This is a genomic window from Actinomycetospora endophytica (genome assembly GCF_021026375.1).
GTDB lineage: Bacteria > Actinomycetota > Actinomycetes > Mycobacteriales > Pseudonocardiaceae > Actinomycetospora > Actinomycetospora endophytica.
The window spans coordinates 473,211-485,861 of the sequence record NZ_JAJNDB010000003.1 but is presented as its reverse complement, the minus strand read 5'-3'; the positions used below and the strand labels follow the sequence as shown (position 1 = coordinate 485,861).

Below are 12,651 nucleotides of genomic sequence, written 5' to 3'. Positions count from 1 at the left end.
TTCTCGGACGGGGACGGGCGGTCAGTCGACGCAGGGCACCCCGCCGGCGGAGATCGGCGCACCCGCGGGTCCGGGCGAAGCGACAGGTGCCGGGGCCGGGCCGGTGGGCGGCGGCGCCGGCGGGGGCGGGGCGGCGGCCGCGGCGATCTGGTCGCGGATGAACGCCTGCACCAGGGCCGGGTCGACGAGGTTGTCGTCCTCGTCGTTGGCCTGGACGTAGCCCTGGATCGGGAGGGTCGAGAAGGTCACGTCGCCGCCGGTGAGGGCGGAGGCCTGGGTGGCGAACGAGAGCACGTCCCAGCCCTGGTCGAGGACGATGTCGCGCTGCGCCACGTCGAACAGGGCGCTCAGCTTCGACGGATCGGTCCAGGTCCCCGCGGCTGTGACCTGGTGCATCGCCGAGGACAGGAACGCCTGCTGGCGGTGGGTGCGGTCCAGGTCGCCGTTGGTCAGACCGTGACGCTGGCGCACGAACGCGAGGGCCTGGGCGCCGTCGAGCCGCTGCACGCCCGCCGGGAAGTCGGCCCCGGAGTAGCTGTCGTCCACCGCGTGGTTCAGGCACACCGTGACGCCGCCGAGCGCGGTGGCGAGGTCGTAGAACCCGGCGAGGGTGATCTCGGCGACGTGGTCGACGGTCTGTCCGGTGAGCGTCTGGACCACCCCCACCGTCGCCTGGCGTCCGGCCTCGCGGCCGGCCTGCTCCAGGGTGGCCCGGTCGGTCACGCCCTGGGCCGTCATCCGGGCCTCGACGGCGGCCTTGGTGACCCCGTACGCCTGTTTGATCTTGTCGGGGCGGTAGCCGGGGATCGGGACGAGGTCGTCACGCGGGATCGAGAACGCGGTCGCCCGCCCGCCGCCGGCCGGCACGTGCAGCAGGATCAGCGTGTTGGTGTTGTAGCCGCCCTCGTCGCCGTCGCCGGCGTGCAGCTGGTCGAGGATCTGCGGCGGGAGCGGGTCGCCGTTCTGGTCGAGGCGGGTGTCGAGCCCGATGAGCAGGATGTTCACCGACCCGTCGGCGGCTTCCGAGCCCGACCCCGCACCGCTGCCGCCGGACAGCGAGCGGGCGAAGCCCCAGCCCGCGCCGGAGACGACGAGCACCAGCACGGAGCAGATCCCCGCGACGATCCGGCCGATCCGGCCGATCCGGCCGATCCGGCCTCGCGGTCGCCGCGCCGCGGGCGGCGGCCGCAGCGGCACCGTCGGCGGGGCGGGCCGGATCTCGAGTGGACGCATCACCCCTCCGTCTGGCCACACCCGCGTGGTGGCCATCGGCCGAATACTCGCATAATCGTTTGACTGTCCTGCAGCGCGCGGGTCGGCCGGCGCGCATCCGGCGGGCATCGGGGAGGAGGATCGTGTCGTGGCCGTCGTTCTCCCCACACCGTTCGCGGACGTGTCGCTGCGGGAGGTCGCGGGGGCGTCGACGCCGTCGGTCTACCGGACGGTCGCCAGCTCGCCGCAGGGCCTGACCGAGGACGAGGTGGCGCGCCGCGCGCACCGCCACGGCGAGAACCTCGTCGACGTCGATCCGGGGCCCACCCTGCCCGGGCGGATCCTGGCGGCCCTGCGGAGCCCCTTCCTGGCGCTGCTCGCGGCGCTGGACGTGGTGTTCGCCGTCGTCGGGGACGCCCGCGGCGCCGTGACGCTCGCGCTGATGGTGGTGGCCTCGGCGGCGCTGCGCTTCTGGCAGCAGTCCCGCTCCGACCGGGCGGTGAAGGCCCTGCGCTCGCGGGTGCACACCACGGTGACGGTGCGACGACGGGCCGCCGAGGGCAGCGAGCCGGTCGGCCGCGAGGTGCCGCTCGAACAGTGCGTGCCCGGCGACGTGGTGCTCCTGGCGCCCGGCGACGTGGTGCCCGCCGACGTCCGGCTCACCGACACCAACGACCTGAGGGTCGACCAGGCCGTGCTCACCGGCGAGGGCCTGCCCGCCCGGAAGTCCGCCGATCCCGACGAGGCCCGCACCGACCCGGAGCGCTCGCCCGCGCTGTGCCTGGCCGGGACCGCCGTGGTCTCGGGAACCGCCACCGGGGTCGTCGTCGCGACCGGGGCGGCGACCTACTCGGGCACCCTGGCCCGGCTCGCCGTCCAGGGCCGACCGGAGTCCACGTTCGACCTCGGCGTCCGCTCGGTGAGCTGGACGCTGATCCGGTTCATGCTGGTCATGGTCCCGATCGTGCTGGCCGTGAACGGCACCGTGACGGGGAACTGGCCGCAGGCCGGGATGTTCGCGGCGGCCGTGGCCGTCGGGCTCACCCCCGAGATGCTCCCCGTCGTCGTGACCACGACCCTGGCGCGGGGAGCGCGGCGCCTGGCGGACCAGCACGTCATCGTCACCCGCCTCAACGCCATCCAGGACCTCGGCGCCGCCGACGTGCTGTGCCTGGACAAGACCGGCACGCTCACCGAGGAACGCGTCGTGGCGGTGCACAGCATCGACGCCACCGGGGTCCCGGACGACGAGGCGGCCGACCACGCGGCGCTGGCGGTGCGGGCCCAGAGCGTCCCGGACGGGCGTTTCGACGAGGCCATCCTCGCCCGGCTCGCCGAGCCGGACGAGGCGATCCAGGACGCCCTCTGGGCCCCCGTGGACGAGTGGGGGTTCGACCCGGACCGGCGGCGCTCGACGGTCGAGGTCCGCCGCGAGGACGGCGTGCACCTGCTGATCACCAAGGGCGACCCCGACGAGGTCCTGCCGCGGTGCGATCGGGCCCGCGCCGGCGACGACGTCGTCGACCTCGACCGGGGGCGGCGCCTGGCCGCGGGTGATCTCGCGCGGGCCCACGCCCAGCACGGGCTCCGGCTGCTCGCCGTCGCGGTCCGGGAGGTGCCCCGCCTCGGCACGTGCGAGGAGCGCGACGAGACCGCGATGGTGTTGGTCGGCTTCGTGGCCTTCGTCGACCCGGTGCGGGGGAGCGCGCCGGAGGCGGTCCGGCGGCTGGCCGAGCACGGGGTCGAGGTCCGCGTGCTCACCGGTGACAACCCGCACACGGCCGCCCGGGTGGCCGCCCAGGCCGGGATCCGGGCGGGCGACGTGGTGGAGGGCGCGACGATCGACGCCGTCGGCGACGAGCGGCTGGGCCGGATCGTGGAGGACACCCGGGTCTTCGCGCGGCTGACCCCGGCGCAGAAGGCCCGCGTCGTCGCCGCCCTCCGGGCCCGGGGCCGGGCGGTGGGCTTCGTCGGCGACGGCGTCAACGACGTGCCCGCCCTGCAGACCGCGGACGTCGGCATCGTCCCGGCCTCCGCCGTGCCCGCGGCCAAGCGGGCCGCCGACCTGATCCTCACCGACCCCGACCTCGCGGTCGTCGCCAGCGGCGTCGTCGAGGGGCGGCGGACGCTGGGCAACACCCTCAAGTACGTGACGATCACGGCCGGCTCGAACTTCGGCAACGTCGTCACGGTCCTCGCCGCGAGCGTGTTCCTGCCCTTCCTCCCGATGCTGCCGCTGCAGCTGGTGGTGCAGAACCTGCTCTACGACGCCGCCCAGCTGGCGCTGCCCTGGGACCGGGTCGACCGTCGTTACCTGCGCGCCCCGCGCCGCTGGGACACCCGGGGCCTGGTCCGGTTCATGCTCGTGTTCGGTCCGCTGAGCTCGCTGTTCGACCTCGCGACGTTCGCGGTCCTCTGGTGGGGGGTCGACGGCGGCCGGTCCCCGGAGATCTTCCGGGCGGGCTGGTTCGTCGAGGGCCTGATCTCGCAGCTCGTCGTCGTGCTCGTGCTCCGGTCCCGCGGCGCGCCGTGGCGGGGTGCGAAGCCGGCCGTCCCGCTCTTGCTCGCGTCGGCCGGGGCGGCGGTGCTCGGCCTGCTCGTCGTCACCTCGCCGGTCGGCGCCCTCCTGGCGCTGCAGGCGCCGCCGCCGTCGTACCTGCTGTGGCTGGTGGTGACGGTGAGCGGGTACGCGGGCCTGGCCCAGGTGGTGAAGGTCCGTCTGGGGCGGTCCTATCCGCTGCTGACCTGACGGGGAGATCCCGGTCGCCCTCGGTCATCTGATGAGGTGTGTCCCGAGAGGTCCCGGATGTCGACCGTTGCCGGACCGGGCGCCTTCACATGTTCAAAGCCTCATGCAAGTATCGCGGATCGCTCCCGGTCCGCCCGGCGAAGGACTTCACATGGCACCACGGCCCGTCTCCGACGGAGGCCCACCGGATCCCGAGGTGATCCAGGACGCCGCGTCGACGTTCGGGCTGCTCTCGGCGACCGTGCGCCTGGAACTGCTCTGGGTGCTCGCGGCGGGCGAGAACGACGTCGGGACCCTCGCCGAGCAGGTCGGGCAGACGGTGGCGACCGTGAGCCACCACCTCGGCAAGCTCAAGCTCGCCGGGCTCGTGAGTGCCCGCCGGGCCGGGCGGCACCAGTTCTACGCGGTCGACGATCCGCACGTCGTCGAGATGGTGCGCCTGGCCGTCGCGCACCACGAGGAGCTCCGGCACCTGTCCCCGGCCGAACGACGCCGCCGCGAGGCTTGAGGGGCACCCGTCAGGGCGACGTGCCCGAGGCGTAGGCCGACGCGGCCGTGAACACCCGGCGGGCGTAGTCCGCGGACGCGTCGTAGGAGAGCACCGCGGAGGTCCAGCCGGGTCCGGTGGCGACGTCTCGGCCGTCCGCGCAGAGGTAGCGGCCCGCGGTCACCGCGGCGTCGTCGATGTTGTCGACGTCGGCCCGTCCGGTGCCGTGCATGTCGGTGCCCCAGGTGGCCCACGTCGACGGGATGAACTGCAGCGGGCCCCGGGCGCGCACCGACCCGCCGTCGGGCCCGGCGATGCTCTCGTTGCCGTGGGTCCCGTCGAGCGGGACACCGATCACCGGCGGGACCACCTCGCCGTCGGGCGCCACCTGGGAGCCGTGGTAGCGCCCGTGGTCGGACTCGATCCGCGCCAGGCCAGCGACGGTGACCCACGACAGGTGGCACGCGGGGTCGAGGCGCCCGACGACGAGCTCGGCCAGGCCGTAGGCCTCCAGCGCGCGCGGCGGGATCCCGGTGCGGCCGGCCAGGTCGGCGGCCCAGGACCGGAGCTGTGCCGTCCCGGGGACGGACGCGGTCGCCGCGGCCGGCTGGCCCACGGTGCCCAGCACGATCGGTGCCGGGGCGACCTCGAGGGCCGGGACGTCGGCGGTGTCGCCGCCGTCCGGAAGGAGGTGCGTGCCCCAGAACAGTGCGGCGCCGGCCAGCGAGAGCACCCCGAGGACCACCGCGAGACGCAGCGCGGTGTCCCGGCTCCGGAGGCCCGACGCGGAACGGTCAGTCACCCGTGCCGTCGCCGCCTCCGCGGCGACGGCGCCACCACTCCGGTCCGAAGATCGGCAGCGCGATGAAGGTCAGCACCGCGATCGGGATCCCCACGAAGGTCCCGACCACCTCCCAGCCGGTCATGCCGGACCCGCCGTCGGGAAGCGGACGTCGGTCATCGGTGAACTCCCTACGGTGCGGCGTGATCGCAATGCTTATACGAACGTTTGAGCGTACGACGTGAACCCTCCGCGGGACGCATGCCCCCGTCACCCCGGGACAGGCGATGCGCGCGAGAGGGTGGGCGGCATGGCCAACCGACTGTCGGCTCGTCGTCCCGGTCACCCTGCCGCCGCGGTCGTCCTGGCCCTCGTGGCCGCGGTCGTCCTGGCCGGCTGCTCCTCGTCGACCACACCCGCGGCCCGGGCGGCGCGGCACGCGGTCAGCGGGAAGATCACCGCGGAACAGGGGTCGACCTGGACGGTGCTCGGGACCGACGGGCAGACCACCACCGTCCAGATCACCGCGGCGACCCGGTTCGGCCGCCTGCACCAGCAGTCCTCGGCCGCGCAGTTCCCGGTCGGGGCGAGCGTGCGGGTCCTGGGGCAGCCGCAGGGCACGACGATCACCGCCCGGCGGGTGCTCCCGCCGCTCGCGACCCGCCCGACCGAGACTCCGACGGCCACCCCGGGCGCGGCGCCCCCGACGACCACGACCACGACGCCGCCGCCCACCACGACCACTCCGCCGGCCCCCGCCGCCGACCCGAACCAGGTCGCGGCGGGCGCGGTGTCCGCCGCGAACGCCGCGGTCGGTGCGCATCCGGGGGTCACCGCCGGGGTCGCGGTGATGGACCAGACCACCGGGAACGTCACGACGGGTGCGACGGGCGCCTCGACTTTCGAGTCGGCCTCGGTGGTCAAGCTGTTCACCATCGTCGACCTGCTCCACCGCTCCGAGACCGGCGCGATCACGCTGAGCCCGCAGGACGACGATGACATCACGCGGGCGCTCGAGCTCAGCGACGACAACGCGATGGACGACCTCTGGGAGTCCTACGGCGGGACCGACACCGTCACCGAGATGGCCTCGCTCGCCCACCTGCAGGACACCTCGGCGCCCTCCGACCCCGACGAGTGGGGCGAGACCGTGATCTCGCCGCGGGACGTGCTGGCCGTCTACCGGTACGCGCTGACCCAGCTGAACCCGGCCGACCAGAAGACCGTCATGGGCGACCTGTCCCAGGCCTCCGACACCGGGGCCGACGGGTTCGACCAGGCCTTCGGGCTGCTCGAACCGCCCCGACCCGCCGGTGCGGAGGCCAAGCAGGGCTGGATGTCGGACGGCGACCTCTACCTGCACACCACGGGAGTCCCGGCCGCCGGGTCGCGCTGGATCGTCGCAGTCGAGACCAAGCAGCCGGGCTCGGACGACTGGGACACCGCCCGCTCCGCGGTCAACGACATCACCGGTGCTCTCACGGGCGGCCTCGCGCGCGCCTCGACCTGATGAACCCCGAGGCGTGAGGCGCGTCTCGTACTAACGCTTGTACAATTGCTTGACTATTGGCGACGAGACCCTGTGTAGTCCTTCCCGCGCACCTGCGGCCGCCGGGAAGGAGCTCGTCGTCATGACCGATCTCGAGCGCACGGGAAGCGGACGGGGCTCCGGAACCGGCAGCGCCGTGCTCGACGAGGCCCACGTCGGGGACATCCGCGGCGCACTCGGCACCATCAGCGAGGAGGACCTCGGTCCGCGGCGGGGGCTCCCGGCGCGGCTGAAGACCCTCGTCGCGATCATCGGACCCGGCCTCATCGTCATGGTCGGCGACAACGACGCCGGCGCGTTCTCGACCTACTCCCAGGCCGGCCAGGACTACGGCACCCGGCTGCTGTGGACCCTGCTGCTGCTGGTGCCGGTGCTCTACGTCAACCAGGAGATGGTCGTCCGGCTCGGCGCGGTCACCGGCGTCGGCCACGCGCGACTGATCCTGGAGCGCTTCGGACGTTTCTGGGGCGCGTTCTCGGTCATCGACCTGTTCCTGCTGAACGCGCTCACGATCATCACCGAGTTCATCGGGATCAGCCTCGGCCTGAGCTACCTGGGCCTGCCCACCGTGCCCGGGGTACTGGTGGCCGCGGCTCTCGTGATCGGCACCGCCGCCACCGGGAGCTTCCGACGGTTCGAACAGCTGTGCCTGGTACTGGTGGTCGGGAACCTGCTGCTGATCCCGATCCTGATCATGGCGCATCCGCCGATCGGGCACATCGCCCACGACTTCGTGGTGCCCGGCCTGCCCGCCGGCGCCGAGCTCTCCACGGTGATGCTGCTGATCATCGGGATCGTCGGGACCACCGTCGCGCCGTGGCAGCTGTTCTTCCAGCAGTCCTACATCATCGACAAGCGCATCACGCCCCGGTTCATCGGCTACGAGAAGGTCGATCTCTGGGTCGGGATCGTCATCGTCGTGGTCGGCGCCGCGGCGATGATGGCCTTCGCGACGGCGGCCTTCACCGGGCATCCCGAGTTCGGGAACTTCACCGACGCCGGGGGAGTGGCCACCGGGCTCGGCACCTACGCCGGGAAGGCGGCCGGGGTGCTGTTCGCGCTGGCGCTGATCGACGCGTCGGTGATCGGGGCCGCCGCGGTCGGGCTGGCCACGTCGTACGCGCTCGGCGACGTGCTCGGGATGCGGCACTCGCTGCACCGCGGGGTCCGCGACGCCAAGGGCTTCTACGCCGTGTTCGCCGCGGTGATCCTGCTCGCCGCGGTGATCGTGGTCCTGCCGGAGAGCCCGCTCGGCCTGGTCACCGAGGGGGTGCAGACCCTCGCCGGGGTGCTGCTGCCGTCGGCGACGGTGTTCCTGCTGCTGCTCTGCAACGACCGTCAGGTACTGGGGCCCTGGGTCAACCGCACCCCGATGAACGTCTTCACCTCGGTGGTGATCGGGGTGCTGGTGATGCTCTCGATCATCCTGACCGCCGGGGTGCTCTACCCGGACATCAGCGCGACGGTGATCGTCGGGATCCTCGTCGGCGGCTCCGGGCTCGGGGTGCTCGGGGGACTTGGCCTGCTGATCGCCGGCCGGCGCTCACGCAGGCGGGGCACGACGACGGCGGAGTCCGACGACGGAGCGGGCGGAGCCGGCGGTGACCGGTCCTCCTGGCGGATGCCGCCGCTGGTGCTGCTGACCCGGCCGCAGCTCTCGCGCGGCCGCCGTCTCGGGCTGACCGTGCTGCGCGGCTACCTGGTCGTCGCCGTCGTGATGGTCGTCGCCCGCATCGCCGAACTCGCCGTGGCCGGACGTTGAGAGGGGACCCGTGATGAGCACCGAGCACGCCCGATCGGGACTGTTGTCCATGCGGCGGCTGCTGGGCCGCGCCGTCGCCGGCCGCGACGGGCGAGCCGTGGGCCGGGTGAACGACGTGATCGTCCGGCTCCGCACCGAGGGCTACCCGTCGGTGACGGGGCTGGTCGCGGACGTCGGTGGGCGCCGGCTGTTCGTGCCGGCCGGGCAGGTCGATGACTGGACCAGCGACCCGCTCGCCCTCACCACCGCCCGTGTGGACCTGCGCGCGTTCGAACGCCGCGAGGGCGAGGTCCTGCTGCGCGCCGACATCCTCGGCCACCGGCTGATCGACACGAGCACGGTCCGGCTGGTCCGCGCCCACGACCTCGAGCTCGCGCCGGTCTCGGGATCGGACGAAGCGGGATGGGTGCTCGTCGGAGTGGACACGCGCCCGGCGAGCTGGTGGCAGCGGATCTTCCACGAGAGCCGTGAAGCGGTGAGCCCCGACGGGTGCCGGGACTGGTCCGCCTTCGAGGCGCTGATCGGGCACACCCCGTCGGTACTGGTCCGCGCACCGCTGTCGCGGCTGCACCGGCTCAAGACCCCACAGATCGCCGACCTGCTCGAGGCGGCCTCGGTCGAGGAGCGGGCCGAGCTCCTCGACCGGGTCCACGCCGACCCGGAGCTGGAGGCGGACGTCTTCGAGGAGCTCGACGACCCCGACCAGGCCAAGCTGCTGCGCGGCAAGAGCGACGAGGACGTGGCCGCGGTCCTGGCCCACATGCGCGCCGACGACGCCGCCGACGCCCTGATGGACCTCCCACAGGACCGCCGCGTGCCGGTCATGGAGCGGATGCCCGCCGGCGCCGCCCGCAAGCTGCGGTCGCTGCTCGGGTTCAACCCGACCAGCGCCGGAGGTCTGATGGCCCTCGACCACCTGGCCCTGCGGGAGACCGCCACCGTCGCCGACGCGCTGGACGCCGTCCGTTCGGCCAGCGACCAGGAGCCGCAGGCGCTCACGACGATCTACGCCTACGACGACGAGCTCCGGCTCACCGGCGCCGTCGGGCTCGTGACGCTGGTGCAGGCCGATCCGGGTGGCCTACTCGCGACCGTGGCGGAGGCGAACCCGGTGCGGGTCGGTCCGGAGACCGATCTGCCCGACGTCGCCGTGCTGATGACCGACTACAACCTGCTCGTCCTCCCCGTGGTGGACGAGGACGACCGCCTGCTCGGGGTGATCACGGTCGACGATGCGCTGGAAGCGACGCTGCCTGAGCCGTGGCGGCGTCGTGAGCCGGGTGCTCGTCCGGCGCACCACACGGCGTCGGCGGGGTCCTGAGGTCGAGGGGTACACCACGCATCTCGAGCCGGCGTCCGACTCGCCTGACCTGCCCCTCGTCGGCGCCCCGCCAGCCGGGATCCCGTCACCCCGCCGCGCGCCGCTCCGCATCCCGCGCCGCCACATCGGCCGCCGAGCAGAACCCGCGGCCGTGACGCTTGAGGCAGAGCAGCCCGAGCAACCGCCCCCCGGCGTCGACGACCGCGAGCCGACGCTGCCGCCGGGACGCCATCGCCTCGCGCGTGGCCTCGAGGTCGTCGTCGGGACCGGCGACCCGGCCGGCCAGACGCCCGACCGACCGCGCCCGGGCACCGGCGGGCACCCCGACCAGGTCGCCCCGCTCGACGACGGCGACCAGCACGCCGTCGTCCACCAGCAGCAGCGCGTGCACGTGATCGTCGAGGAAGACCGTGCGGGCGGCACCGACGGACAGACCGGGGCCGTGGAGCCTCGGCGTCCGCAGGTGGGCGTCGGCGACGGTGGACATGCCCACGAGCGTCGACCTAGACGAGCTCGATGTCCACGCGGGTGTCCGAGAACGTCGGGGCGTTCCCCAGGTCGGCGAACACGAACGGGTTGACGGCGTTGACCGTCGAGCCGTCCTTGGCGTTCTTCGGCCACGAGCCCATCGGGCACACGACCACGCCGGGCGCGAGCTCGTCGCTGAGGTGGGCCAGGGCGACGAAGCGTCCGCGGTCGTTGTGCACCGCGACGTACTGGCCCTCCGCGACGCCCCGCGCCTCGGCGTCGGCGGGGTGCATCGTCACCGTCTGCTCGCCCTGGACGCGCTTCTGCATCGCCTGGTCGCCGGCGCTCGAGTTGATGTACGCGTGCGACTTCGGGGAGAGCAGGTTCAGCGGGTAGACGTCCCCGGTCTCGCGCGGCGCGACGTAGTGGGGGAGCGGGTCCACCGGCGTGCCCGGCTGGTGGTCGTCGGAGAGCTGCCGGAACAGGTTCACGACGAAGTTGCCCATCGCCTCCAGCGCCGAGCTGCGGAACTCGGTCCTGCCCGACGGCGTCGGGAACGCGCCCTCGGCGTGGGGGCGGTAGTCGTCGGGGCCGGGCAGGTTGAGCCGTGCCCACCCGGTCTCGCGCAGCGAGTCGAGGGTGATGCCCTCCATCGCCGGGGCCGACCAGTCGTAGGCCTGGGCGAGCAGCTGCTCGTCGGAGAGCCCGAAGAACTCGTCGTCGAACCCCATCCGCCCGGCCAGCCGGCGGAACAGCTCGGTGTTGGGGATCGACTCGCCCTCCGGCTCGACGGCCGGGATGTTGAGCGTGACGTAGAAGTGGCCCCAGCTGAACATGATGTCGTGCTGCTCGAGCTGGGTCGTCGCGGGCAGCACGATGTCGGCGTAGCGCGCGGTGTCGGTGAGGAAGTGGTCGCTGACCACGGTGAACAGATCCTCGCGCGCCAGCCCGGCCGCGATCTTCTCCTGCTCGGGGGAGACGACCATCGGGTTGGAGTTGTAGACCATGATCGCGGTGATCGGCGGGTCGAGCGTCAGCTCGCCGGTCAGTGCCCGGCCGAGCAGGAACTGGTTGACCACCCGGGTGCCGGGGGTGCGGTACTCGGGGTGGATGAACGCCGGCCAGTTGACCGGGTGCGCCCACAGCGGCAGCTGCAGCAGCCCGCCGCCGACGTGGCGCCAGGCCCCGACCAGCGCGGGCAGGCAGGCGATCGAGCGCACGGTCTGGCCACCGCCGGCGTGGCGCTCGATGGCGACCCCGATGCGGATCATCGACGGATCGGTGGTCGCGTACTCACGGGCCAGGGTGCGGATGTCCTCGACCGGGATCCCGGTCTCCTCCGACGCCCACTCCGGGGTGTACTGCGCGACCCGCTCGGCGAGCTCGTCGAAGCCGAGGGTGTGGTCCCGGACGTACTCCTCGTCGTGCAGGCCCTCGGCGATGATCACGTGCATCATCGCCAGCGCGAGGGCGCCGTCGGTGCCCGGGCGGATCGGGATGTGCCAGTCGGCGCGCTGCGCGGTGCGGTGGCGCATCGGGTCGATGCAGACGACCTTGGCGCCGCGCTTCTGGGCCTCGGCGATCACCGGCCAGAGGTGCAGGTTGGTCGAGATGGTGTTCGAGGCCCAGATGATGATGTAGCGCGAGTGGACGATGCTCTCCGGGTCCACCCCCGCCGTCGCGCCGACCGTGGACGCGTAGGCGGTGCAGGCACCCGAGTCGCAGTAGGTCCGCTCGGTGACCGTGGCGCCGAGCCGGTGGAAGAACGCGTCCCCGGCCGAGAGCCCGTTGAGGATGCCCTGGGTGCCGAGGTAGCTGACCGGCATCACCGTCTCGGGGCCGTACTCGGCGATCTTCGACCGGAACGTCGAGGCGATGGTGTCCAGCGCCTCGTCCCACGAGATCTGCTCGAACCGTCCGCTGCCCTTCGGCCCGACGCGGCGCATCGGGTGCAGCAGACGGTCGGGGCTGTAGGTCTTCTCCTGGTAGTCGTTGACCTTGACGCACAGCCCGCCGCGGGTGATCGGGTGCTCGGGGTCCCCGGCGACCTTCGTCGCGCGGCCGTTCTCGACGGTCACGAGCATCGCGCAGGTGTCCGGACAGTCGTGCGGACAGGCGGCGCGGACGGTGGTGGTGGTCGGGGTCAGGGTGAGGTCTGCCGTCATGGTGGCTCCCCGGAGGTGATCGCGCGGTGGTGGGCACCCCGGGGCCGGGCCTCGAGGGCGGTCGTCGTCGGCCGGTCGAGGGAGCGTGCACCGCGTCTGCGGCGACAGGCTTGTCGTACAGCGCCAGATGCGGAGTTCGTTGACGGGGTAGTGGCCC

The 12,651-nt window shown here is 73.2% G+C and carries 10 protein-coding genes; 5 read left to right on the top strand and 5 right to left on the bottom strand.

Annotation, left to right across the window (positions count from 1 at the left end; genetic code table 11):
• Window positions 1-21 precede the first annotated feature (21 nt).
• Window positions 22-1,233, bottom strand: a complete 1,212-nt coding sequence (locus tag LQ327_RS17620; protein WP_230735986.1) for an LCP family protein — start codon at window positions 1,231-1,233, stop codon at window positions 22-24.
• 127 nt (window positions 1,234-1,360) lie between these two features.
• Between LQ327_RS17620 and mgtA the strand changes: the two genes are divergently transcribed.
• Window positions 1,361-3,961 (top strand): magnesium-translocating P-type ATPase, encoded by a 2,601-nt coding sequence (gene mgtA / locus LQ327_RS17615; RefSeq protein ID WP_230735984.1) that lies wholly within the window; start codon window positions 1,361-1,363, stop codon window positions 3,959-3,961.
• A 151-nt stretch (window positions 3,962-4,112) separates the two neighbouring features.
• Complete coding sequence (locus tag LQ327_RS17610) at window positions 4,113-4,469, top strand: ArsR/SmtB family transcription factor (protein ID WP_230735982.1); 357 nt, start codon at window positions 4,113-4,115, stop codon at window positions 4,467-4,469.
• A 10-nt stretch (window positions 4,470-4,479) separates the two neighbouring features.
• Here the strand turns inward: LQ327_RS17610 and LQ327_RS17605 are convergent, their stop codons facing one another.
• Both LQ327_RS17605 and LQ327_RS34025 read right to left on the bottom strand, forming a co-directional pair.
• The gene (locus LQ327_RS17605; protein WP_230735980.1) at window positions 4,480-5,250 is read right to left on the bottom strand and encodes a lytic transglycosylase domain-containing protein; all 771 of its coding nucleotides are present in this window, start codon (window positions 5,248-5,250) and stop codon (window positions 4,480-4,482) included.
• A complete protein-coding gene (locus tag LQ327_RS34025) occupies window positions 5,243-5,374 on the bottom strand; it encodes a hypothetical protein (RefSeq protein ID WP_269070273.1) in 132 nt (43 codons plus the stop codon). The genes LQ327_RS17605 and LQ327_RS34025 overlap by 8 nt, the downstream gene beginning before the upstream one ends.
• A 165-nt stretch (window positions 5,375-5,539) precedes the next feature.
• Between LQ327_RS34025 and LQ327_RS17600 the strand changes: the two genes are divergently transcribed.
• The 3 genes from LQ327_RS17600 (at window position 5,540) to LQ327_RS17590 (ending at window position 9,861) form a co-directional block, all read left to right on the top strand.
• The gene (locus LQ327_RS17600) at window positions 5,540-6,739 is read left to right on the top strand and encodes a DUF5666 domain-containing protein (protein WP_230735977.1); all 1,200 of its coding nucleotides are present in this window, start codon (window positions 5,540-5,542) and stop codon (window positions 6,737-6,739) included.
• Window positions 6,740-6,860: 121 nt separating this feature from the next.
• A complete protein-coding gene (locus LQ327_RS17595; protein ID WP_230735975.1) occupies window positions 6,861-8,540 on the top strand; it encodes an NRAMP family divalent metal transporter in 1,680 nt (559 codons plus the stop codon).
• Between the two features lie 13 nt (window positions 8,541-8,553).
• Window positions 8,554-9,861, top strand: coding sequence for a magnesium transporter MgtE N-terminal domain-containing protein (locus LQ327_RS17590; RefSeq protein ID WP_230735973.1), 1,308 nt, complete (start codon window positions 8,554-8,556; stop codon window positions 9,859-9,861).
• A gap of 85 nt (window positions 9,862-9,946) precedes the next feature.
• Here LQ327_RS17590 and LQ327_RS17585 read toward each other — a convergent pair whose 3' ends face one another.
• Window positions 9,947-10,348 (bottom strand): CBS domain-containing protein, encoded by a 402-nt coding sequence (locus tag LQ327_RS17585; protein WP_230735970.1) that lies wholly within the window; start codon window positions 10,346-10,348, stop codon window positions 9,947-9,949.
• A 16-nt stretch (window positions 10,349-10,364) separates the two neighbouring features.
• Window positions 10,365-12,494: a molybdopterin-containing oxidoreductase family protein gene (locus tag LQ327_RS17580; RefSeq protein WP_230735968.1), complete on the bottom strand. Its 2,130-nt coding sequence runs from the start codon at window positions 12,492-12,494 to the stop codon at window positions 10,365-10,367.
• Window positions 12,495-12,651: the final 157 nt, after the last annotated feature.